The sequence below is a fragment of the Bartonella sp. AD24XZML genome (assembly GCF_042196485.1).
Classification (GTDB): Bacteria; Pseudomonadota; Alphaproteobacteria; order Rhizobiales; family Rhizobiaceae; genus Bartonella.
In genome coordinates this window covers 24456-48641 of sequence record NZ_JBHIQH010000077.1, presented here as the reverse complement: position 1 = coordinate 48641, position 24186 = coordinate 24456, and the positions used below count along the sequence as shown (strand labels likewise).

15 protein-coding genes and 2 pseudogenes are annotated in these 24186 nt (G+C 36.0%); 10 read left to right on the top strand and 7 right to left on the bottom strand.

What is annotated here, in order from left to right:
* Positions 1-76 precede the first annotated feature (76 nt).
* From zwf to edd, 3 genes and pseudogenes are all read left to right on the top strand, one after another.
* Entirely contained in the window at positions 77-1549 is a 1473-nt protein-coding gene (gene zwf, locus ACFIMX_RS07415) for a glucose-6-phosphate dehydrogenase (RefSeq protein WP_375618431.1), read from the top strand.
* A gap of 10 nt (positions 1550-1559) precedes the next feature.
* Positions 1560-2312 carry a 6-phosphogluconolactonase gene (gene pgl, locus ACFIMX_RS07410; RefSeq protein WP_375618432.1) on the top strand — a complete coding sequence of 251 codons (753 nt, stop codon included), beginning with the start codon at positions 1560-1562 and terminating at the stop codon, positions 2310-2312.
* A 55-nt stretch (positions 2313-2367) separates the two neighbouring features.
* A pseudogene (gene edd / locus ACFIMX_RS07405) lies at positions 2368-4192 on the top strand (phosphogluconate dehydratase).
* 66 nt (positions 4193-4258) lie between these two features.
* On the opposite strand, the gene folD reads toward edd, so the two are convergent.
* Positions 4259-5158, bottom strand: coding sequence for a bifunctional methylenetetrahydrofolate dehydrogenase/methenyltetrahydrofolate cyclohydrolase FolD (gene folD / locus ACFIMX_RS07400; protein WP_375618434.1), 900 nt, complete (start codon positions 5156-5158; stop codon positions 4259-4261).
* 315 nt (positions 5159-5473) lie between these two features.
* Here folD and ACFIMX_RS07395 point away from each other — a divergent pair, with 315 nt between their 5' ends.
* On the top strand, positions 5474-7354 hold the full coding sequence (locus ACFIMX_RS07395; protein ID WP_375694254.1) for an AsmA family protein: 1881 nt from the start codon (positions 5474-5476) through the stop codon (positions 7352-7354).
* Positions 7355-7669: 315 nt separating this feature from the next.
* On the opposite strand, the gene ACFIMX_RS07390 is transcribed toward ACFIMX_RS07395, so the two are convergent.
* Entirely contained in the window at positions 7670-7813 is a 144-nt protein-coding gene (locus ACFIMX_RS07390) for a hypothetical protein (RefSeq protein ID WP_375618436.1), read from the bottom strand.
* A 235-nt stretch (positions 7814-8048) separates the two neighbouring features.
* Here ACFIMX_RS07390 and ACFIMX_RS07385 point away from each other — a divergent pair, with 235 nt between their 5' ends.
* Both ACFIMX_RS07385 and ACFIMX_RS07380 read left to right on the top strand, forming a co-directional pair.
* A complete protein-coding gene (locus tag ACFIMX_RS07385; protein WP_375639998.1) occupies positions 8049-8792 on the top strand; it encodes a 16S rRNA (uracil(1498)-N(3))-methyltransferase in 744 nt (247 codons plus the stop codon).
* 68 nt (positions 8793-8860) lie between these two features.
* Entirely contained in the window at positions 8861-10234 is a 1374-nt protein-coding gene (locus ACFIMX_RS07380; RefSeq protein WP_375640000.1) for a glutamate--cysteine ligase, read from the top strand.
* A gap of 978 nt (positions 10235-11212) precedes the next feature.
* On the opposite strand, the pseudogene ACFIMX_RS10395 reads toward ACFIMX_RS07380, so the two are convergent.
* Positions 11213-11810, bottom strand: a pseudogene (locus ACFIMX_RS10395) (type ISP restriction/modification enzyme); the annotation flags it as partial.
* 798 nt (positions 11811-12608) lie between these two features.
* On the opposite strand from ACFIMX_RS10395, the gene ACFIMX_RS07365 reads away from it, so the two are divergent.
* A complete protein-coding gene (locus ACFIMX_RS07365) occupies positions 12609-13964 on the top strand; it encodes an L-cystine transporter (protein WP_375694253.1) in 1356 nt (451 codons plus the stop codon).
* Positions 13965-13971: 7 nt separating this feature from the next.
* Here ACFIMX_RS07365 and ACFIMX_RS07360 read toward each other — a convergent pair whose 3' ends face one another.
* The gene (locus ACFIMX_RS07360; RefSeq protein ID WP_375694252.1) at positions 13972-14850 is read right to left on the bottom strand and encodes a methyltransferase; all 879 of its coding nucleotides are present in this window, start codon (positions 14848-14850) and stop codon (positions 13972-13974) included.
* Positions 14851-15045: 195 nt separating this feature from the next.
* Between ACFIMX_RS07360 and ACFIMX_RS07355 the strand changes: the two genes are divergently transcribed.
* Together ACFIMX_RS07355 and grxC are read left to right on the top strand one after the other, a co-directional pair.
* Positions 15046-15831 carry a ComF family protein gene (locus ACFIMX_RS07355; protein ID WP_375694251.1) on the top strand — a complete coding sequence of 262 codons (786 nt, stop codon included), beginning with the start codon at positions 15046-15048 and terminating at the stop codon, positions 15829-15831.
* A gap of 47 nt (positions 15832-15878) precedes the next feature.
* A complete protein-coding gene (grxC, locus tag ACFIMX_RS07350) occupies positions 15879-16133 on the top strand; it encodes a glutaredoxin 3 (protein WP_375618441.1) in 255 nt (84 codons plus the stop codon).
* A gap of 20 nt (positions 16134-16153) precedes the next feature.
* Here the strand turns inward: grxC and ubiG are convergent, their stop codons facing one another.
* Positions 16154-16897, bottom strand: coding sequence for a bifunctional 2-polyprenyl-6-hydroxyphenol methylase/3-demethylubiquinol 3-O-methyltransferase UbiG (ubiG, locus tag ACFIMX_RS07345; RefSeq protein WP_375640006.1), 744 nt, complete (start codon positions 16895-16897; stop codon positions 16154-16156).
* A 188-nt stretch (positions 16898-17085) separates the two neighbouring features.
* On the opposite strand from ubiG, the gene ACFIMX_RS07340 reads away from it, so the two are divergent.
* Positions 17086-18342 carry an aspartate kinase gene (locus ACFIMX_RS07340; RefSeq protein ID WP_375694250.1) on the top strand — a complete coding sequence of 419 codons (1257 nt, stop codon included), beginning with the start codon at positions 17086-17088 and terminating at the stop codon, positions 18340-18342.
* A gap of 2613 nt (positions 18343-20955) precedes the next feature.
* Here the strand turns inward: ACFIMX_RS07340 and nhaA are convergent.
* Both nhaA and ACFIMX_RS07330 read right to left on the bottom strand, forming a co-directional pair.
* Positions 20956-22314 carry a Na+/H+ antiporter NhaA gene (nhaA, locus tag ACFIMX_RS07335; protein WP_375618444.1) on the bottom strand — a complete coding sequence of 453 codons (1359 nt, stop codon included), beginning with the start codon at positions 22312-22314 and terminating at the stop codon, positions 20956-20958.
* 146 nt (positions 22315-22460) lie between these two features.
* On the bottom strand, positions 22461-24167 hold the full coding sequence (locus tag ACFIMX_RS07330) for a hypothetical protein (RefSeq protein WP_375694249.1): 1707 nt from the start codon (positions 24165-24167) through the stop codon (positions 22461-22463).
* Positions 24168-24186: the final 19 nt, after the last annotated feature.

The window sequence follows — 24186 nt, the reverse complement described above, 5'->3', positions numbered from 1 at the left end:
ATCTGTCTGCTTTAATGATGAAAGCTTTTATAAGTGATATGGGATTTCATAATCGAATAGAAAAATAAACAAGTTCATGGTGCGTAAAATTATTCCAGTTTCTTCCTTTGATTGTATTGTTTTTGGTGGCAATGGTGATCTGGCGTTGCGCAAGCTTTTGCCGGCTTTGTATCATTGTCAGTGTGCTGGGCAATTCAGTGAGCCAACACGTATTATTGGGGTTTCGCGCACTTCCTTAAGTTGTGAAGAATATCAAAATTTTGTCCGCATTTCTTTAGAAAAACATATCCATCCAAAAGATCTCAATTCAACAGAACTCAATCGTTTTCTTGCACGTTTAAGCTATGTTTCTGTTGATGTTTCCTCAAATCGAGGGTGGGAGGATTTAGCCCTTCTTCTGTCACAAGATTCAGCGGATATTCGAGCTTTTTATTTGGCTGTTGGTTCGTTACTTTTTGCTGATATTGCGATGAAGTTGGAAAAAAATGATTTGGTGACAGCACAAACACGGATTATCATTGAAAAGCCAATTGGTTGTGATGTAAAAACAGCTGTTTCACTTAATGATGTATTTGCAAGCGCCTTTAATGAAGAGCAGATCTTTCGTATTGATCATTATCTTGGGAAGGAAACTGTTCAAAATTTAATGGCATTGCGGTTTGTTAATACACTTTATGAACCGCTATGGAACTCCAATTATATTGATCATGTTCAAATAACCGTTGCTGAATCTTTGGGGTTAGAGGGGCGTACAGAATATTATGAAAGCACTGGTGCTCTACGCGATATGGTTCAAAACCATATGCTACAATTACTTTGTTTGGTTGCGATGGAAATACCATTTACTAACAGTGCTAATGCTGTGCGCGATGAAAAACTTAAAGTTTTACATTCTTTAACACCGCTTGATGTCCATAATGTAGGGCAGCATACTGTACGTGGGCAGTATCTTTCTGGTCTATCAAATGGTATATCGGTAGAGTCCTATTTTGATGATCTGGGAAGAGTGAGTAAGAGTGAAACCTTTGTAGCACTTAAGGTTAAGATTGATAACTGGCGTTGGGCTAATACGCCTTTTTATTTACGAACAGGTAAGCGTATGTTCACGCGAATGTCTGAAATTGTTGTTGTTTTTAAACCTATTCCTCATAATATTTTTAATGTGGATTTAGATGAAATTTTTTCTAATCGGCTTGTAATTCGTCTCCAACCTGATGAAGGTGTAAAACAATGGTTGATGATTAAGGATCCAAGTTATGGCGGTATGCGGTTTCGTCACATTCCATTAGACATGAGTTTTGCTTCCGCATTTTCTGAACGTAATCCTGATGCTTATGAACGTTTATTAATGGATGTTATTCGTGGAGATCAAACACTGTTTATGCGTCGTGATGAAGTTGAGGCTGCTTGGCGTTGGATTGATCCAATCATTGAGGGATGGGAAGCAATAAAACAGCCTGTTCACAGTTATAACGCTGGTTCGTGGGGGCCGTCTGCTTCGATGAGCCTCATGGAACGTGATGGGCGTATATGGAACAATTTAGTTTAGAGCAATAAGTATGTATAGAATGAATATTGACCGTTTAGATTTTGAAACCCCTCAGACTTTAGCCTTGGCATTAGCAGATCGAGTAGCCGCAGAGCTTAGTGTATCTGTTCTTGAGCGCAAGAGAGCAGTTTTAGCGGTGTCTGGTGGTAAAACACCAGAATTGTTTTTTCATTATTTGTCAAAAGCGGATATTGATTGGCAAAAGATCATTATCACTTTGGTCGATGAACGTTTTGTCCCTACACACGATGAACGTTCAAATGAATATATGGTACGGTGTCATTTGTTACAAAATTTTGCCGAAAAAGCACGTTTTGTAGGGCTTTATCATAAAGCAATTACTGCTGAACTTGCTGCTTTTTCAGCGGCGAGTCGTGTTAATACTTTGCCTAAACCCTTTGATGTTGTTGTTTTAGGAATGGGGGAGGATGGACATACGGCATCTTTTTTTCCTGATGCTGATCGTTTAAAGCAAGCGCTTGATTTACGAACACAAGCACTTGTTTTACCCCTTCATGCTAAGAGTGCTGTTGAGCCAAGACTCTCACTAACTTTGCCAGTTATTATGCAATCTCGTTGTATTATTCTCCATTTCGAAGGTTTTCAGAAACGCGATTGTTTTGAAGAAGCTTGTCAAGACGGGTTTGAAATAGAAATGCCTATTCGGGCAATTTTGCGTAATTCCCCTCATCTCGTTCAGGTTTATTGGTCGCCTGCAGAAAATGAAATAAGTGAATCAAAGTATGCGACACAAGGTGAATAAAACGTAATCTCTCTCAATGAATGAGGGGAAGAAACAATGAAAGGGGGAGAGAAATATGGCACTTTCCAAGACAATTGCCACAGTTACACGAAGGATTTATGAACGTTCTCGATCAACACGAGAAATTTACTTAGATCGTATTGCAAAAGCACAAGTTCATCGCCCCAAACGGAGTTTTTTAGGATGTGCCAATCAGGCTCATGGCTTTGCTGCTTGTGGTGCAATAGATAAAGAGCGTTTGAAGGGAAATATCGTTGGGAATATTGGCATTATCACGGCATATAACGATATACTTTCAGCGCATCAACCTTTTGAAAAGTTTCCTCACTTAATTAAAGAGTCGGCCCGTATGGCTGGTGGTGTTGCACAGGTTGCAGGTGGTGTTCCCGCGATGTGCGATGGTGTTACACAGGGAAATGCGGGGATGGAGCTTTCCCTTTTTTCGCGTGAAGTAATTGCAATGGCGACAGCTATAAGCTTATCACACGATGTCTTTGATGCAGCATTGTATCTTGGGGTGTGTGATAAAATTGTACCAGGTTTATTGATTGGTGCACTAACATTTGGTCATTTACCAGGAATTTTTATAGCAGCTGGTCCCATGACAAGTGGTCAAGGTAATGATGAAAAAGCGAAGATACGTCAACTTTACGCGGAAAATAAAATAGATCGCCAAACACTTTTAGCATCAGAAGCACGTTCTTATCATGGGCCAGGAACATGTACATTTTATGGAACAGCTAACTCTAATCAGGTAATACTGGAGATGATGGGGCTTCATATGCCGGGAGCTTCTTTTATTAATGCGAATACACCATTGCGTGATGCTTTAACAAAAGAAGCTACGAAACGTGTACTTGAAATGACAGATCTTGGTGATCATTATAGTCCACTTGGTATGATCATTGATGAGCGTTCTTTTGTGAATGCCATTGTAGGATTAAATGCAACAGGAGGTTCTACCAATCATACGATTCATTTGATTGCTATGGCTGCTGTTTGCGGTATTAAATTGACATGGCATGATATTGCAGAAATTTCATCCGTTGTGCCTCTTTTAGCGCGCATTTATCCTAACGGTTTAGCAGATATTAATCATTTTTATGCTGCGGGGGGGAATGGGATTTATTATTCGCGAGCTTATCGAGGCAGGTTTGGTACATGAAGATGTCTCTACGGTTTTTGGTAAAGATCTCAATGCTTATGCAATTGAAGCAAAGCTTTCTGCTGATGGTCATGTGGTACGTGAAGCGGCTCTTAAGGAAAGTGGTGATCATAAGGTGTTAGCGGGGTGGAGAAAGCCATTTCAGCTTGATGGTGGTCTTCGTGTTTTATCAGGAGATTTGGGAACAGCTATTATAAAAGTTTCCTCTGTTAAACCAGAGTATTGGCAGATTAAAGCACCAGTCTTTGTTTTTAATGATCAAGAGGAACTACAAAAATCTTTTAAATCTGGAGTGTTGCATAATAAAGACTTTATCGCTGTCATTCGCTATCAAGGACCAAAAGCCAATGGTATGCCAGAGCTTCATAAATTAACGACCATTTTAGGCGTTTTACAAGATCGCGGTCAAAAGGTAGCATTGATAACCGATGGGCGTATGTCAGGAGCGTCAGGAAAAATTCCTGCTGCTCTCCATGTGACACCAGAAGCAGTGGATAATGGCCCCATTGCACGTTTGCAGGATGGTGATATTGTTTTTCTTGATGCTCATGAGGGTAAATTAACTCTTTTGGAGGATTTAGCAAAATTTAACGCGCGAAAAATCATACCTCCGGATCTTTCAAAAAACGAACATGGTGTTGGACGCAAACTTTTTCATGTTTTTCGTCAATCCGTTAATCGTGCAGATCAAGGGGCATCTGTTTTTATGACATGAAAAATGCAAAAATAAATAAGCTGAACCATATACAATGAAACCATATACAAGGAATTGTTACAATTTTTAGAATTTTGGTATAGGCAGATTGTGTGATCGCGCAGCCGCTTTGAGTGTATTAACCATAAGCATGGCAATTGTCATTGGTCCAACGCCTCCTGGAACAGGGGTGATCGCAGCAGCTTTTTCTTTTACGTTTTCAAAATCGACATCACCAACAAGACGTGTTTTCCCTATACCTTTTTCTGGTGCAGCAACGCGGTTAATACCGACATCAATAACAATTGCACCATCTTTTATCCAGTCTTTTTTAATCATTTGTGGGCGGCCTACAGCTGCTACTAGAATATCAGCGCTTCGACACACATCATCAAGGTCACGGGTACGACTATGGGCAATTGTCACAGTGGCATTGGCTGCTGTTAAAAGGGCAGCCATAGGTTTTCCAACAATATTAGAGCGTCCAACAACGACAGCATCAAGTCCAGATAAATCTTGCCCACAGTGTTGTTCAATCATCATCATGGCTCCAGCTGGAGTGCAGGGAATCATCGCATCTTCAAGTGCGTTTGCTGCGAGTTTTCCTACATTAATATAATGAAAACCATCAACATCTTTTTGGAAAGCAACGGCTTGTGTTATGCGATTTGTATTCATATGAGCAGGGAGAGGCAGCTGTACCAAAATACCATGAATTTTGGGATCAGAATTTAATGTTGCAATAAGTTGAAGGAGTTCTTTTTCTTGCGTTTCTTTAGAAACGACATGTTTGATTGAAAGAAACCCACATTCTTCGGCTTTTTTATTTTTTGAGGTGACATATACTTGACTTGCAGGATCATCTCCAACGATAATAACAGCGATACTAGGTTGTATATTATAGTGATGGCGGAGCTTTGCTGTTTCGGCCTTAACTTTCACAATAATCTCTTCAGCAAGTTTTTTTCCGTCGATAATATTATTCATTCAGAGATCCTTTCGGTAAGGCTGTTTGTTTTTTTTGTAAAGCATTTTCTAATAATACGATAGAGTTTTATAGCAATATTCATATGAGAACAGTAAAAATGGTTTTATAATGCTGTGGATTTATAGTTTTGAAGACTTTTAAATAATTGCTTTATAAAGAAGCAGCAACATTGCTGTTTGAATAAATTTTGGATAAAGAACAAAAATAATGAAGATACAAAGTGGGTATAGTGAATTATAGGATTATAAAAACTTTTTATGATCATTTAAGTTTGTTTTTAATCTGTTATAGGGGGATAAGTATAGAGGGATAATGTGCGCATCAGAATAATAAAATTTTTGAGCGGAGTTTTTATTACAATTATCTTTTTATTTGGAGTGGGGATTCTCGTTTTACCTTATCTTATTTCTACAGATGCGATTCGTATTCGTTTAGCGCAGGATTTAAGTGCATGGACGGGTTACAATGTGCAATTGCGTGATCCACCGCGGTTACATCTTTTTCCTTATCCTAAAGCATTTCTTTCTGGCGTTACTTTAACATCAAAAATGGATGATGTTGCGCCATTAATGGAAGCTGAATCAATAGAAGTTGATCTTTCTGTCGTCGATCTTCTTTGGGGACATATTTCTTTTTCAGAGACGCGGATTATGCGTCCTCAATTTGTTATGGAAAAGCCTGTTAAAACAATAGCAGATTTTTTTGATCGGTTTTCTCGCTCACAAGGTGCATTAGGGGTGGCAATACGTAATACGCGTGAAATATTAAAACATAATCCTGAGCATCCAGAGATAGAGCACCTTTTAAAACAACCTTTTGGACGGATTATCATTAAAAATGGTGTTCTTGTGTATCACGATAGTTTTTCAGGAGTAGCAGAAAAAATAACAGGATTAAATGCAACTTTAGATTGTCCGGAATCAACTCAGGAAGTGCGGTTACGTGCAGATGCGCGTTGGCGTGGAGAATTTACAAAATTATCACTTGATGCTTCTCAAGCATTGCTGCTTCTTGCAGGAGGCAAAAGTCATATTAGGGCAAGTCTCAATTCTGTACGTGGGGGAATAACTTTTACAGGAAAGGCTCGATTATCTGAATATTATATTTTTGACGGAAAAGTGTCGATGCGTTCTCCTGGATGGAATCAGACATTGTCTTGGGTTGGTGGAAATCAGTTTTGGGGACATAAATTAAAAATACCCATTGTATGGGAATCTCATTTTTTAGCGCAGCCAATGCATATCCAAATGAACAATGTTACATTTACGATGGGGAAAGCCAATGCGCGAGGAGCTTTAAAACTCGATTTTCAAGATTATGTACCAAATCTCATGGGCTCTTTAGCTTTTGATAACCTAGACCTTAGCCTCTTGGGTTCAATATTTTTTTCAGGAAAAAAGAAAAATGCCCGCTTTGATATGAGAACTTTTGATCGTATTGGCGTGGATATACGACTTTCTGCGCCACAAGTTAAAATAGGAAATATTTCACTCACAAATTTAGCTGCTGCAATACAAATAAGAGATGGGCATGGTATTTTTGATCTTGGACATGCGAATATTTGGGGTGGGGCCATTCAAAGTAATATTGAAGTTACCTCAGCTGGACAGAGAGTGCGTATTGGAGGAAATATTTCAGGCGCTTCTATTAATATGCAGGAGACTTTAGAAACCTTGGGATTTATTCCATTTATACAAAGCAAAACGAATTTTACTGCAACGGTACGAACACTTGCTGATTCTTGGCGAGAAATTTTTACGAAAATGCAGGGTGAGTTAACACTGAAGATGTCTTCTGGTCGGCTATTAGGGTATGATCTGAATGAATTACAAACAAGACTTTCAAATAAACAACAATTTCTTTTAATGAATAATGATACTTTTTCAACAACATTTGATCACTGGGATATTCAGACAAGCTTTTCAGAAGGTATGATGAAGGTAACAGAGTCATTAATGCGTACAGCAGACTTGAGCTTATCCATTCAAGGAACCATTGCAACTGCTATTGCGCAAGGGAAGGAAAATGAACTGATATTACAGGCACAACTACGCAAAAACTATAGATCAGAAACTTTATGTAAAGACGTCCAATGTCTTACTAATAGCCTTGCATGGCCTTTTACATTTTCTCTAAGCTCTAAAGAACAAAATCATGGTGATCTTTGGGTTACAAAAGATATTGATGCAGATTGAGTATCGTTTTTCATCTGTATAATATTCTATCCTATAATGGTAATTCGTCTTTTTGCAACTTAAAATTGTCTTTTAAATTTAAATCAGAGCTCCCATTATCGGAAGATTCTCTCATTTTAAATCCGTTCGTCGTGAAGCAGTAAAAACCATCCTCACCGTCATAATAAGTGAGGTTGGTATAGATAAATGACTGAAGAGAGGAATAAAAACCCTTCTTATGGAATCTTTCAAATATAAGAGATTCATAATATTGGTGCTAATCTTATAAAAGTTGCTAAAAAACATTAAAATTTTAAGGAGGATGTTGGCCAGTGCTTATTGAGTCGCAGAAGAAATACCATAGCCATCTTTGGTAATTGTATGCTTCCCGTCGGCTCCAACAGAACCAATTCCCACTGTAATCAAAATAAAGGCTAAGAGGGTTGTAATCGTAATAATTGTAGCTTTTTTAGCAGACATATTTTTCCTCCACGGATGCATCAATGACTGAATGCAAAGATGAATGGTGCATTATTTAAACTTTTATGAAAGCAGAATCACTTAAGGATCTATAAGTTCCTATTATTATCTCATAAAGCTAAAAAAACTCTATAATTCTTTAATATATTATAGTTCTATAGATATAATTTTTTCTTTTTGCTATATATTTTTCTTCATTTTTTCGATGACGATAGTGAGCATTGGCAAAATTTTTATGCGCATAAATTATAAACTTAAAAGATTATTTATCCGACAGACATTGGCTTTGAATGAAGAAATAAAGATAGAGGGGGCACAAGCTTCTTATCTTATGCATGTTTTGCGTATGAAAGAAGGAGCAGAAATTTTACTTTTTAATGGACAGGATGGTGAGTGGCTTGCTAAACTTATCATTGTTAAGAAAAAATTTGTTGTGGTTCAGCTTATCCATCAAGAAAGATTACAAACGACGCATTCCAATCTTATTTATTGCTTTGCTCCACTCAAAAATGCGCGGTTGGATTATATGGTGCAGAAAGCTGTTGAAATGGGGGTATCGATTTTGCAGCCTGTTATAACGCATCATACGCAGGTTACGCGTATCAATATGGCGCGTATGGAAGCCAATGTTATTGAAGCTTCTGAACAGTGTGGAATTTTATCTCTTCCTGAATGCGTATCGGTTCTATCATTAGCAGAACTTTTAGCACAGTGGGATGAGACACAGCCTTTATTCTTTTGTGATGAAGAGCATAAATCGCATAATCCATTACCTTCTTTTAAAAAGCGTGGCGTTACAACACCTGGTATTCTTATTGGACCGGAAGGTGGCTTTAGTGAAGAAGAGCGGAGCTTTTTAAAAAAACATCCTTTTGTGGTTCCAATATCATTAGGTCCGCGTATTTTACGCGCTGACACTGCCGCTGTTGCTGCTTTGGCTCTTCTTAATGCTACCGTGGGGGATTGGGCAATGGATTGAGAAGTCTGTAAAATCATTCTAAACAATTCATTTAAGACGATGATACCGATGATAGGATATGATAAGTTATGGCGCTTGATATAACCGATGAAAGTGAAATTTATAACTTAGATTCCTTGGTTAGCTATTTCCAAGGGGGGTATAAAGCAGAAGATGATTGGCGCATTGGTACTGAACATGAAAAATTTCCGTTTTATAGAGATGGTTTTCTTCCTGTTCCTTATGAAGGTGAGAGAGGAATCCGAGCGCTTTTAAAGGGGATGCAAAGCGCTTTAGGATGGGAACCTATTTTAGATGAAGGGAATATTATTGGGCTCGTAGGATCAGGTGATCAGGGGGCTATTTCTTTGGAACCTGGGGGACAATTTGAATTATCTGGTGCACCATTAAAAACAATAGGTCATACTTATCACGAGTTGATGGAGCATTTAACTCTTCTCAAGAAAATTTCAGAACCATTAGGGATTGGTTTTTTAGGTCTTGGAGCTAGTCCAAAGTGGACTTTGGCTGAAACGCCTAAAATGCCTAAGTCACGTTATCAGATTATGGCTGATTATATGCCGAAAGTGGGGCATAATGGTCTTAATATGATGTATCGCACATCAACGGTTCAGGTTAATCTTGATTTTTCATCTGAAAGTGATATGCGGCAAAAAATGCAAGTATCTATGAAGTTACAGTCTATTGCGACCGCATTATTTGCAAGTTCACCTTTTACAGAAGGACGTCCGAATGGCTTTTTATCTTGGCGTTCTGAAATTTGGCGTAATACGGATAATCAGAGGACAGGGGTTCTCCCTTTTATATTTTCTGAGCGCTTTGGTTTTGCTGATTATGTTGAATGGGCCCTTGATGTTCCAATGTATTTTGTTGTGCGTGATGGTCGTTACTATGATTGTACACACATAACGTTTCGTCAGTTTATGAATGGAGCATTAAAAGGACAAGTTGCAAATTCAATTCCAAACATGGGAGATTGGATTAATCACTTATCAACGTTATTTCCTGAAGTCCGATTAAAAAGATTTTTAGAAATGAGGGGAGCTGATTGTGGTTCTTGGAAGCGCATTTGTGCGTTGTCGGCTTTTTGGGTTGGGCTTCTTTATGATAGGGAAGCACTTAATGAGGCAGAGGCTTTGACAAAAGATTGGTGTTTTGAAGAAGTTTTAGAGTTGCGCCAACGCGTTCCTAAAGAAGGGTTAAGAACTCCTTTTCGTCAAACTATTCTTTTAGAGTTAGCACGTCAAGCTCTCGCTATTGCTCGCAAAGGCTTAAAAAATCGCAAACAGTATGATACGAATGGTTTTGATGAAACAAACTTTCTTAATCCTTTAGAAGAGGTTGTTGCAATGGGACAAACAGATGCTGAAAAATTTTTGTCCCATTACTATTCTATTTGGAATGAGTCTGTAGAACCTTTATTTTTAGAATGTGCCTATTAAATTTGAAGCAAGGATACTTCCTATTTTTTTAAAAATGCATATCACCGTGGTAGTTCATTCACTCATTTGCTCTAGAGAGCATATCCTACCTTGTAACATTTCCATAACGGAAAGGATACAATACAAAAATTTCTTAGGGAGTGTGATTTTTATACCCAATAATATCACGATATTTCCGTAATCATAATGTTGTCCCTTTGTACAAAAGATAGTTCATAAGAGATAAAGCTTATTATCAAACATTTTTTATTCACTTGGCTAAGCCTACTTATGAATAGGTCTGAAAATAATATTTTTCACTTTTAAAAGGGATAAAAAAATATAATTTGCGGTTAATAGTCAATTATTATAATTCAGTATACGATGCTTATATGAAAGAGCATTTTATTATACAAAAATTATGATATCAATCTTTCAGTGTGCTAAAAAGACAGTAGAAAAAATACCGATAGATCTATGTATGTATAACTCAAGTTTATTTTTATAGAAAAAAGAAATATATTATGTAAATAGATAGAAATAAAGATGATAATATATAGAATTAATGTGTTAATTACATCATTAAATATTAATAAATAAAAATATTATCTTCATAGAGTTATATGAAATTATAAGATATTCATAGATAAGAAATAACTATTTGTATGCAAAGGGGTATTATATTAATATACTATTATTCTTGATAAAGATGCACGAGATAAAGAGATTGAATTTGCAACGAATGAGTGTTTGAATACGCACAAAAATTCAAAAAAGCACAACATTTCTATAGCAGAATAATCTTTATCAGTATGAGCGCAACTTATTATAGGCGATTAATTATCCCCATACATTGTAAATTTACTGTAAGACTGCTTTTAATGCTTTAAACTGTACTATTTATAAAATTTATAATATTTGTAGGCTTAAAGCCTCTCATTTTAATCATATACCCTCAGTCTTTTCCATTGTTTTCATTATCTAGAAATTTGTAATCGTCTTTGTTATGCTCTCACTAGGATAAGCAGCTTTAAAATGTTCTCGTCCCTCATCCGTAATGGCATCACGCTTCTGTAAACCAGATGTTTTTCTTTCCTTTATTGAATTTGCAAATAAATGAGATTGTTTTTCATCATGAACAGTTACAGAGATTCAACGTTTTTATAAAGATACCGTGGAAAGCATTGACCTGTATCTATTGCATCTAGATTAGGCAAATTCTTAGCTATCAATACAGAAAAAACGCTTCGTGCTCCTATGCCTGTAATTTGTATCATCCTATTTTCAACTTTTTGTCCTCTCAGGACTATACGAGGCATTTGGTAAATTCCATCGTTGAGATTCCGATTATAATAAAACCACTGTTGCGTAAAAGGATGATATGAACTCTGAGTGAGGCATGCCTCTTCAAATTCAAAACCTTTCCTCTTATTAGTTCTTGCGTAATATTATAACTCCAACTTATCTTTTTTATATCTAAAGTGACAAAATTATCTACAGCACGTGCACGTGTTGTTCGATCAGCATATAAATAGGTATCGTTAAAACGTTTTACTGCGCTATTATAAAAAGCAGTCATATTATTTATATTTGCTGCTCAAGCTCCGCTCTCCAATGTTGCGACAGCTCTTGCACTAAGATGTTTCATCAGAGGTATTTCTACTCCTTTCTTATACATTTTTACCCATACGGACAGCCCTGCTTGTGACGTGCAAGCAAATGATTTTGATTGATTCAAGATAAACAGGTTTGAAATGAGAGAATCTTACGTTATTTGGGACTCTCATTTAATATGCAAAACAGTAAATTATCATTATAAATCAACATCTTGTCTTTCAAATCCTTTTTATGACTATAAAAAGAGTTTTGAAAAATAAAAAAGCTTTCATTGAGAGCAAAGAAAGAATGTATAAAAAGTATTTTCAATAAAATAATTATATTTGAAGTGCTGATCAAAGCTATTGAGAGTGCAGTCCATAAAATGAGCAGAAGTAGCTTGTTGGTGTATTTTCTAGAAAAATCATGAATGTTCGATTGTTAATTCATCTTTGCTTGGAAAGCTCGCTTCAGTTTAAATAGAAAAAGAGAGAGGTAAGGAGATTTATAGGATAAGATATGCTGGAATTATTCAGTATTAAGATGCAATGAATGTTGCTTATATTTCTCTTTTTTAACTATTTTATGAGAGTGAAAATTTAAATAATAAGAAAATAATTTTATTTATTTTCTTTAAACAGTTATTAGTAGATAAAAAATTCTCTTTTAATCTATAAATTAAAAAAATAATGATTTTGTAAAAGCCTTGTAAGATTTATAGGTTAATTTTAAATATCATGCATTGATTTTGAATTATGCAGATTATTTATGTCAACCATAATAATAGTGAGCATAGACAATGACATTTAATTTTTTCGTTAATTTATTTCTATTTGTTATTTTTTTATTGTTGGTTTCTCAAAGTAAGAAAATGCAATGGAGTCTTTCACTACGTGTTATGCTATGGCTTATCCTTGGCTTGATTTTTGGAAGTGTTTTGCAGTTTATTTATGGAGAGGGTGAAAGCACTTTATTGAAATCCGTTGAATGGTTTAACATTGTCGGTGAGGGCTATATTTTATTGTTGCAAATGATTGTTATGCCACTGGTTTTTATCTCTATCGTTTCAGCAGTTGCTCATTTACATTCTGTTTATGCTGTTGGAAAGATGAGTATAATAACAATTTCAATATTGCTTTTTACAACGGCTCTTTCAGCATTGGTTGGTGTGCTTGTGGTTAATTTTTTTGGATTAACAACCGATGGTTTGGTGCATGAAGGGCAAAATGTTTCTGCTCTTCTTGAAGGTCATATTTCTAAACTTGGAGATATGAATATACCAAAGATGATTTTGTCTATGATTCCTAAAAATCCATTTGCTGAGTTGAGTGGAGCTAAACGTACGTCAATTATCAGTGTTGTTATTTTTGCGTCATTTTTAGGTGCATCGGTTCTCCTTTTAAAAAAAGATGAGCCAGAAAAAGGAGAAAAAGCGCTTTTATTTATTCAAGTGGCACAAGCTTGGATTATGCGGTTAGTCCGTATTGTGATTGCTTTGACGCCTTATGGTATTTTTGCACTTATGACGAAAGTAGGAGCAATATCGCGTATTGCAGATATTTTAAATTTACTGGTTTTTATCATTGCCTCTTATGTCGGTATTATTTTAATTTTTGGAATTCATGGTGTATTGCTTGGTATTTCTGGGATTAATCCCTTTCGTTTTTTCAAAAAGGTTTTACCGGTTTTAACATTTGCTTTTAGCAGTCGTTCAAGTGCTGCAAGTATTCCTTTGAATATTGAAGCGCAAACACAGTGGATAGGTGTACCACAATCCATTGCGAGTTTTGCAGCTTCTTTTGGGGCAACAATTGGACAAAATGGTTGTGCTGGTCTTTATCCAGCGATGCTTGCGACCATGATTGCACCCTCTATGGGGATTAATCCTCTTGATCCTACTTGGATTGCTACGCTTATTGGTGTTGTAACATTGAGTTCTATTGGTGTTGCTGGTGTGGGGGGAGGTGCTATTTTCGCTGCATTGATTGTGTTACCAATTATGGGGCTTCCTGTTACTTTGGTTGCTGTACTTATCTCTATTGAACCGCTAATTGATATGGGACGTACTGCTCTAAACGTGAGCGATTCAATGATAGCTGGAACGGTCACCAGTCAAATATTACGGACAACAGATAAAAATATTTTTAAAAAATAATTTTAGATTATATTTTTTTGGGCTGTAAAACATCTGTAAGAGATATTTGCGCTGAACCAGGTTGGAGGGGTTTTTGTTGATGGGGATGAGGAGCCCAACCAGAGAGCCAGATGAAAGAAAAATGTGCACGAATACGTCCATCAGGATCACTAAATCGTTGTGCATAGATTTCAGCTGCGCGGAGAAAAAAACGTTTGGATACAGGGCGTCGTGAACGATTGATGAGTGCATTTTGCATTCCCATAGCTTTAAGATCGTGCATAAGGTCAAACATTGTATTATAACGTATTGTGATATCTTCAACGTCTGCTACAGGAAGGGCAAAGCCAACACGCTGTAAAAGAGCGCCTACATCACGAATGTCGGCAAAAGGGTAGACCCTAGGGCTTGCTCCATCATAAATTTCACTTTCAGCTTGCAGCAGGCTTTCGCGCAATTCTCTTAATGTACCAGCTCCTGCCATAACAGCAAGAAATAAGCCATCTGGTTTAAGGGTATTTTTTATCTGGCTTAGAACACCAGGGGTATCATTGGTCAATTGTAATGAAAGAAGTGAAACAATAAGATCACAGTAACTTTGAGGTAAATCAAGAAATTCTCGATGACGTAAATGAAATTTTTTATCATGGCTTTGATAAAGCGTATCGGTCTCAATGCGTTCTATGGAACAAACTTTTCCAGATTTCATTAAAACTTGCGCCGCAAGGTCTGTATGGCTGTGTAAATCGAGAGCTAATGTAAAGAGGCGATCAACAGTACTAAGGCGTTTATAGAGATCTTCTGCCATGTGAGAGAGTAAAAAGTCACATCCTTTTTTTGCTTTTTGAAAAGCACGTTTTCGGAATTTTTCAATGCGGTTATGATCAAAAATTAAAGGATGCGACATATTGTAGAACACTTTCGATCTATGAAAGAATATATTTTGAAAAAGTTCATTATTTGTGCAAGCTCTGTCAAGTTTATAATATGAAAGAAATAAATTTATAGAAGGTAAGAGTTTTTAAAGGAATTAAAATTATAAAATGAGGAAATACAAAGGAACTTTTGTTCTGAGGGAAACTTGTAAAAGCCTAAATTTATAATGTTGTATTTTCGAGAAGCGGCGTTAAATAGCGGAGATATACTAAGTAAGTTCGTTGAACGCTTGAAAACGATGCTTTATCCACCAATTTGTCCTGGATGTAAGCAAAATGTTTCTACTTATGGTACGATTTGCTCCGAATGTTGGAAAGATTTTCAATTTATCACGAAACCTTATTGTCCTGTTATGGGGACTCCTTTTGTTTGTGATATGGGGGATGGTTTTCTTAGTGGTGAAGCACTCCGTAATACTCATCCTTTTTCACGTGTTCGCTCAGTCATTGTTCATAAAGGGCTTGCACGAACTTTAGTAACGCGCTTAAAATATGGTGATCATATAGAATTGGCATCATTTATGGCCAATTGGATGATGTTTGCTGGACGCGAGGTTATTGATGATTGTGATGTTATTATTCCCATTCCATTGCATTTTCGTCGTTTTTGGGAGAGGCGTTATAATCAATCTGCTGAGCTTGCACGTTATATTGCAGCATCACAAAAAAAGCTTTTAAAACCGAGTTGGCTTGTTCGTTGTCGGCATACCCGTCCGCAGGTTAGTCTTTCTTCGAGAGAGAGAAAACTTAACGTAAAAAATGCTTTTAAGGTTTCGCATAAAGTTAAAAAATATCTCAAAGGATGTTCTGTTTTGCTGATTGATGATGTATTTACAACGGGTGCAACAGTTACAGCAGCAGCTGCTGCATTAAAAGATGCAGGTGCACGACAGGTTGATGTGCTAACATTTTCGCGTGTTCTCAAAGAAGATTCTATTTTTCCCTCTTCTTAAGAGGAATTTAAAATGAATATTATTAAAAAATATTGGAGGATAATACTATGAAAGAGATAATAATTTATACACGCCCTGGTTGTCCTTATTGTACAAAAGCACGTGATTTGCTTAATAAAAAAGGCGTAAAGTATACAGATATTGATGCTTCCACATCCCTTCGCCAAGAAATGGTACAGCGTGCAAATGGACGTAATACATTTCCACAAATTTTCATAGGTGATTATCACGTTGGCGGTTGTGATGATCTTTATGCTTTAGAGGCTGAGGGAAAGCTGAATTCTCTATTACAAGGCATATAATATTTGTAAATTACATATTCTTAAGACCGTTTTGCAAGAAGGAGATAGTTAACGCCCATGTCTTTTGAGCGATTCCAGCTGTCGTTTAATGGGTTATAAGTAATACCTATCTCATCAATGACAGTCAGAGCGTTTTTTGATAAGAAATTTTTAAGTTCTAGAGGTTTTAGGAATTTTTTATAATCATGGGTTCCTTTAGGAAGCCAACGTAGAATATATTCAGCGCCTACAATAGCAAGCCCCCATGCTTTCCATGTGCGGTTGAGTGTTGAGACAAACATCAACCCTTGTGGTTTCAACATTTTTGCTGTAGCTGCTATGAAGAGATTAACGTCAGCGACATGTTCAACAACTTCCATATTAAGGATGATATCAAATTTTTCTCCTTCATTGGCGAGTGCTTCTGCCGTAGTGGTACGGTAATCAATGGAAAGATCATTTTGGGCTGCATGAATTTTTGCGACTTCAATATTCGTTTGTGAAGCATCAACGCCTACGACCATAGCACCAAGACGTGCCATTGGTTCAGATAACAAGCCTCCTCCACAGCCAATATCAAGAATTTTCAAATTGTGAAAGGGCGTAAGTGAAGAAGGGTCACGATTAAACTCTAAACAGATTTTTTCTCTGATGTAAGCAAGGCGTGTTGGGTTAAATTGGTGAAGAGGTCGAAATTTTCCTTGTGGATTCCACCATTCTGTAGCAATACGTGAAAAATGATCAATTTCACTTTGATCAATAGTCGTTTGTGTTTCATCGATCATGTTGCCTTCCTTTATTTTTAATGATCAGGTCAAGTAGATTTTATACAAAGTCAAGAGAAATTAATATAATCATAATGAAACTTGCACAAATGATAGATATTCGCTATGTCGAGAAAATGGTTAGTTGATACAGCATCTAATTCTCATTACTGTTTGAGATAAGAGATGTAAAGGTAAGAGTGTTATTAATGGCGCGCATTGTCATGAAATTTGGTGGAACATCTGTAGCAAACATTGAATGTATTCATAATGTTGCACGGCATGTCAAAAGAGAGGTTGATGCAGGCAATGAGGTAGCCGTTGTCGTATCTGCGATGGCTGGTAAAACAAATGAACTTGTTCAGTGGACAAGTGATGCTTCCTCTATGCATAGAGATGCTCGTGAATATGATGTTGTGGTTGCTTCTGGTGAACAGGTTACGTCAGGTTTGTTGGCTTTGACACTTCGAGAAATGGGGATGAATGCACGTTCATGGCTTGGTTGGCAAATTCCTATTCATACAGACAATGCGCATGGCCGTGCACGTATTACTAATATTGATGGATCTTTTTTAATCGAGTGTTTTCAGGAAGGTCAGGTTGCCGTTATTGCTGGTTTTCAGGGGGTGACTCCGGATAATCGGATTTCTACCTTAGGACGTGGAGGATCAGATACAAGTGCTGTTGCTATAGCCGCTGCTGTACAAGCTGATCGCTGTGATATTTATACGGATGTGGATGGTGTTTATACAACGGATCCACGTATAGAGCCGAAAGCGCGTCGTTTACCAAAAGTAGCTTTTGAAGAAATGCTAGAAATGGCTTCTCTTGGTGCAAAGGTTTTACAGGTTCGTTCTGTTGAATTGGCAATGGTTCATAAGGTTCGTACCTTTGTGCGTTCAAGTTTTGAGAATCCTGATGCGTTAGGCATGGAGGATCCAATGAGTTCTTCTGGAACACTTATTTGCGATGAGGATGAAATTGTGGAACAACAAAATGTTACTGGTATTGCTTTTGCTAAGGATGAAGCACAAATTTCCCTTCGGCGGCTTGCTGATCGTCCAGGGATCTCGGCAGCAATTTTTGGTCCCTTGGCTGAAGAACGCATTAATGTTGATATGATTGTGCAAAATATTTCTGAAGATGGCTCAAAAACTGATATGACTTTTACGGTACCATCATCAGATGTAGAAAAAGCCGTTACACTTCTTGAGAAGAATCGCAAAGAAATTGGATTTGATGTTCTCCAATTTGAAAGCGATCTCGCCAAGGTATCTGTGATTGGTATTGGAATGCGTAGTCATGCAGGTGTTGCCGCTACAGCATTTAAGGCTTTGGCTGAAAAGGGTATTAATATTCAAGCAATTACGACCTCAGAAATTAAAATTTCTATTTTGATTGATAGTGCTTACACTGAACTTGCGGTTAGAACATTACATGCTGTTTATGCACTTGATAAGGGATAAGTATTTTTTAGTTTCAATAACGTAAAGCTTTAATATATATTAATAATTTTTGTTAAGGATAATTTATATTTTAAACTTAAATGGAATATTTAATACAGCAGAATTCTCTTATTTTAAACTTATTCATGATGAATTTAAAATGGTCACTTATATATTACAAGAGAAAGATGTTTAGGTAAAAAACTCTGTTTAAGAAGGGATATAAAATATGCCGTCTATAAACGTTTTAGAGCCTATAGAGTGGGATGGAGAAGACTTTACGATAAGCCTTAATAGAACTAAGGAACAATGCACTGCGTTTATTCAAAGGATGCATGTTACATGAGGGACAGCTTCGTGAATACAGATTTAATATTATAAATTTTAGAGAAATGGGCGCTCATTGGATTAGTGACGGAATTACCAAAAATAGAATTGATGATGTATTTTCTAGAGATGTTTAGTTTGTCATCAAATGATTGTTTATGACTTTATGTATATATTGAAAATTTAATTTTTCCGTATTATGAGGCAATAAAAAAATCTATCTTTATAGACAATATTTATGTTGCACTATAAGTTATAAAATTACCATATCTTATGCGTTTATAGCTTCTTCAGAAGTACTTTTCATAAAATCATGTAAATATAGATCAAAACTAATGATAATGTTACAGTGTGTTGCTTTTATGATTTTATTACTTAATTTTTTATTCATGTCTATTTCTCTTTTTTGAATTATGATTAAGATTTTCAAAGTTTTTGATACCTCCATATGTTCTTTAGGTTAACTTTCTTCCCTTAACTACTCTATTATAAGTATTTTCTGTGTCATACTGCCAATCACACATGAAATACATTCTTTCGTTTTTGCAGTATATCGTGCTAGTTTCTTATCATGTTTACATATTTTGCAAATGGTGGTCTTTGTAAGTAAAGCTCTTCTTGTGAGAAATATAGCCATATTATTTTACTCTTCTTGTATTTTATGTGGTGTTGTATAAATTCGAAAGTCTCGGAAATATTGCTTTTTAAATTATCTATAAAGAGTATTTTATGGTATCAAGAAATATAGAGCGAGCTCTTTAAACAAAAAGAAAATAAATATCAAATAAAAGCGGAAAAAGGGGAAAACAACGATATATATGCTCTATTTTTCCACCAATCATATGTTTTAGAATAGTCTAAATGACTAGGATTTTCTTTTTTCCTGCGAGTTAATTACGTAAACTAGAGTGCTTCCTGTGAAAGCATGCTTCAAGTTTAATTCTTTCATGGAGTGAGATAAGCGATGTGTCGATGATAAAAAACGGGAATATTTTTCCACTCCATTGTCAATCTAGTAGTAATGTTATGACGTTGTTATTCCAAAAAAATCTTTTGTTTTTTGTTACCTGTATCAATATCTAATATCAGCGTAGATGCATGTTTGACGATATATATTGAGACGGGTAAGGGGCCTACGAGCAACTCCTGTTTTTGTATGTCAGATAGGAACAAGGATGTTGCGTATACCTGTTGGGGTAATTTCTGGAATGGAGATAAAACCTAATTGGGGGAGAATATGAAGCCATAAAAGTGAAAACCAACTTCCATTTTACAACTTTCTTTTAATTCTGCTTTACAACTTTCAAAGGGATTGACAGCAATATCTTTTAAATAATGGATATTACACATTGGTTCACGTTTTTGTTTATTGCGTTATTAAATCATATATGCCTTTCACGTAAAAAAACGCTATTATAGTGCCAATTTACGCGCTTGTTTTGAAGAAATATCTCCCCCCAAGCTCCCCTACTATTATGGCGCTTGTGGATGGCATAACGTAAAGTTTATTGGGCCCCATCTCCTTCTTAGATCAAAGGTGTCAGTTGGCCGTTATCATTTAATTTTTAGTTTTCGTGTTGAACAGCTCTTGTATGGATATGATGAAGCATTCTTATTTCTTTCCTCAATAATCCATATTTCTCTTCGGCTTGTGACGTGTAAGAGAATAGTCTTGATTGATTCATCATGTACAGATTTGAAATGAAGAAATCATACGATATTTGAATTTCATTCAAGATTTATAATGATAAATTAAATATTTTTACCCAACAATAATGTGCTTTTTAAGAAGATAAAATTAAAGTTGTTTAGAATACCGGCAATAAAATCAGTAACGAGGAGGGTGGTTTATTGGAAAAAAATAAACCATGGAATTACTTAACTGATTATTGAACTTTGCTTATTCTTATCTGTTTCGTATAATTAAACATAAGATATTGATTCATAATAATTAATTTTTTCTTTATAGTGAATAATAGTCCCGACGAAAGGCAGCTTTTATGAAACCACGAAGCCTTTTATATTGAAACAATTAAAATCATTTCTGTGCATATCATGAGTGGAGCTGGTGAATGAGTAAAAGAATATTGAAGAAAGGAATAAAATATCTCTTATAAGACTTCTTAAGAGTCAAAGGTGTTGCAACATTAGAAGCTCGTAAATAGTATGATGATGTTAGTTTTCTCCTTTATAAGTGTAAAGATGAGGCGAGACAACAGCTTTTACATTAAATATCGTCCGAACCCAACAAATGAGCGAAATCGCTTTTTAAAAGTTCTGCATAAAAATGTATTTTCAGTTAGTTTGTTAGGAACTATGAGAAATTCCTTTATTGCGCTTAATATAAATAAATCCATATCCCAGACCAATAAGAGCAGATAAACCTGAGCCACAAAGGACCCCAATTTTTGCCGCATCAAGCAGAATAATATCTTTAAAAGCGAGCATTGAAACAAAAATAGACATTGTAAAGCCAATTCCTGCTAAAAAACCAATGAGTAAAACGCCTGTCCAGGTCATATGAGGGGGTAGGCGGCATAGCCCTGATTTTACAGCTATATAACTGGCAGTGATAATACCAAGAGGCTTACCGATGAAAAGACCAATGACAACACCCAGAACAATCAAGAATGATTTGTCAGAAGAAAGATCAAAGTTTGCAAAACTTACTCCTGCATTTGCGAAGGCAAAAACTGGCATGATACCGTACGCAACCCATGGATGCAATGCTTTTTGAACACGTGTTACTGGGGCAATCATGGCCCGTTGTCCTTTGCGCATCTTTTTCAATGCTGTTGAAATATGATGTAGATCTGTTTTTGTATTTTTTTCTTGAAGAATTTGCATAGCGTTACTGAGCATGGTGAGTGGCGCTACAAGAGTACGGGTGGGAAGAACGGGAGTCATCATCCCTAAGATTACGCCAGCAAGCGATGGGTGAACGCCTGTTACCATTAAACCCCACCAAATGATTGCACCAGGTAAAATGTAAAGCCATGCTGATGCAAGCCCGATCCACTGAAAAAATAGTACCAAAGCAATACCTGCTCCTGCAATCATTAAACCGCTAGGATCAATGTTTGTTGAGTAGAAAAAAGCAATAATAAGAACAGCGATAATATCGTCAATAATCGCTAATGATAGAAGAATAATATGAAGATTAGAAGGAATTTTTTTTCCTAGAAGAGCAAGAATACCTAGAGCAAAGGCAATATCTGTTGCTGTTGGCACAGCCCAACCGCGGATATGTCCCTCGTTAAAATTGAAGATAAAGTAAATAATTGCAGGAACACAAACGCCTCCTATTGCAGCAACAATTGGTAAGATTGCTTGTTTAAAATCGGCAAGAGCACCTTCATGAATTTCGCGTCGAATTTCCATTCCTGCGACGAGAAAGAAAATAGTCATAAGGGCATCATTAACCCAGAAATGTAAATCCCATGAAAGAGTGAAATGACCCAAATTAAAGCCAAGAGGTGTATGCCAAAAAGATTCATAGAAAGCAGCATATTTAGAATTGGCAAAAATAAGTGCAGAAGCAGCAGCTAATAAAAGAACAACACCACTAAGAGCTTCAATATGGAGAAAACGCTCGATAGCAGAAAGCGCTTGATTAGTGACACGAGAAGCGCGATTAGGCAGGCGATTTGAAGATAAATCAGACATGAACAACTCCAAGCATCGACAATTTTAGATTCTATATTCTCTGTATAAATGACTCTGTATGATACCTTCTGTATCATACAAAAGAAAAAAGAGGAACAAAGTTCTTAATTTATAGGCAAGATCATCATGTTTAAAGCACAAAATGTTTAAGGTGATGTTTCATTTTTAATAGTGAGATGTACTTTGCTTAAAGCCTTAGATAGATCATTTTGTAGAGCAGATTCGAGATCAACTATTGCGAGACCTTTATTATCGTTTGCTTTAATTTTAACGATCAATGTTTGTGGATTTTTAGCAAATTCTCCTAAGGATTTTGAAATTTTTTCTGCTTCGTCATGATTTTTTAGCAGAATTTTTGGGGTCTGCGTCATCATTAGATAGAAATCGTCATAAAGTTCCTTTTTTAGATCATGTTGGCTGTCATTAAGATTTTGCGCAAGATAAGAAAAAAGCTTATCAATGAAACCTGCATCCGTATATTGTATATCAATTTCATTGATGCCAAGGTCTTGAGACGCAGCAATCATTATATTTTTCTGACCCGAAAAAAGCTTTTCATCAACATCAATAACCTTAGCCGATATGTTCCCAGATCCAACGTTTTTCATATTGAAAGACATTGTATCAAGAAAGAGTATACGTTTTTTTTCATCGTAAGAAATATCAATTTTTCCTGAAACATTAAAGCGCTCAAAGTTCAGATTTTTGAAGAAATCTAAGTCTTTTTCATTCATTTTTTTAGGTAAAACGGAAAGGTTATTGAGAGAAAGAAAAAGCTTTTTAGGGATAGGTTGTTTCCACAAACTTGGTTTGAATTGGAATGATTCGAGCGTTGCTTTCAACTGCGGTATATCAACGGTGATATTATCAACTTTGGCATCCGCTGAGGTAATGGCGAGCAGTATGTTTAGAAGAAGACCATTTTGTGCTACTTTTTCAGCGATTTTATTATTCTCTTTTCTTGCATTAAGATAAGCTTTGATTAAATTTTCAGGAGTTTGCTCAAGCGGTTTCATCTTTAAACCAGATGTTTTAAATTGCCCAAGGAAGAAAGAGCTGTTTTTTTCTGCTTCTTCAAAAATATCGACATTTATATTATTCAAAGAAATGGGGCCAGTAACGGTTTTACCTTGATTGAGAGCATTGTTTTTTCCAAAAATGATAGAGTAGGCATAGTTGATGTCGATATCATGGGCTTTTATTGTATCACTTTTAGCCATAAGTTGCATCTGTTTGGCACCATTTGCTACGACCGTTTTAAGATCCATATTTTTGATACTAACTGAATGGATATGGTTATTTCTAAAATCAGAAAGCTGGAAATTCTTGATTTCAACCGTTTCTGTTCGGTTATTTTTATTTTCTATAGAAAGTTGTATATTGGGAGCAATAATTGAGGAAAGCTCAATACGCATCATTGATTGTAAAAGACGTGATGTTATCGTTCTATCTTTTTCTTTTAAGGATACATTCCGAAGAGAAATTTGGGGAATTTGCACATGAATATTATTATGCTTTAAATCAACATTATAAAATGTAAAAGTTCCGGGAATAAAGGAAAGAGGAGGACGGGCAGAAATGGCACCAATTTTAAGTGATGTACCAGCTGGAACAGGTATTGTCACATTCTTCAAATTGATTTTACCTAGAATGCTTACTTCAGATGTTTCGGCTTTTATGGAATGACGGGCTATTTCTTTTCTTACAAAACTGTCAAGATAGGGTTTTGCAATATAAAATCCACCAACAATTATAATTGCCAAGATAGCAACAAATCCAATAATGCAAGTGAGCCAATATCTGAGGTTACTTTGATACCCACTATTAAGATTGACCATTCTTTCTTCTTTCATTTTTATCACTCTTTGAATT

What these genes read in the sequence shown, in the direction of transcription:
- zwf (WP_375618431.1), top strand. Translation starts at nt 77, where the DNA reads ATGGTGCGTAAAATTATTCCAGTTTCTTCCTTTGATTGTATTGTTTTT.
- pgl (WP_375618432.1), top strand. Translation starts at nt 1,560, where the DNA reads ATGTATAGAATGAATATTGACCGTTTAGATTTTGAAACCCCTCAGACT.
- folD (WP_375618434.1), bottom strand. Translation starts at nt 5,158, where the DNA reads ATGAATAATATTATCGACGGAAAAAAACTTGCTGAAGAGATTATTGTG.
- ACFIMX_RS07390 (WP_375618436.1), bottom strand. Translation starts at nt 7,813, where the DNA reads ATGTCTGCTAAAAAAGCTACAATTATTACGATTACAACCCTCTTAGCC.
- ACFIMX_RS07385 (WP_375639998.1), top strand. Translation starts at nt 8,049, where the DNA reads ATGCGCATAAATTATAAACTTAAAAGATTATTTATCCGACAGACATTG.
- ACFIMX_RS07380 (WP_375640000.1), top strand. Translation starts at nt 8,861, where the DNA reads ATGGCGCTTGATATAACCGATGAAAGTGAAATTTATAACTTAGATTCC.
- ACFIMX_RS07365 (WP_375694253.1), top strand. Translation starts at nt 12,609, where the DNA reads ATGACATTTAATTTTTTCGTTAATTTATTTCTATTTGTTATTTTTTTA.
- ACFIMX_RS07360 (WP_375694252.1), bottom strand. Translation starts at nt 14,850, where the DNA reads ATGTCGCATCCTTTAATTTTTGATCATAACCGCATTGAAAAATTCCGA.
- ACFIMX_RS07355 (WP_375694251.1), top strand. Translation starts at nt 15,046, where the DNA reads ATGTTGTATTTTCGAGAAGCGGCGTTAAATAGCGGAGATATACTAAGT.
- grxC (WP_375618441.1), top strand. Translation starts at nt 15,879, where the DNA reads ATGAAAGAGATAATAATTTATACACGCCCTGGTTGTCCTTATTGTACA.
- ubiG (WP_375640006.1), bottom strand. Translation starts at nt 16,897, where the DNA reads ATGATCGATGAAACACAAACGACTATTGATCAAAGTGAAATTGATCAT.
- ACFIMX_RS07340 (WP_375694250.1), top strand. Translation starts at nt 17,086, where the DNA reads ATGGCGCGCATTGTCATGAAATTTGGTGGAACATCTGTAGCAAACATT.
- nhaA (WP_375618444.1), bottom strand. Translation starts at nt 22,314, where the DNA reads ATGTCTGATTTATCTTCAAATCGCCTGCCTAATCGCGCTTCTCGTGTC.
- ACFIMX_RS07330 (WP_375694249.1), bottom strand. Translation starts at nt 24,167, where the DNA reads ATGAAAGAAGAAAGAATGGTCAATCTTAATAGTGGGTATCAAAGTAAC.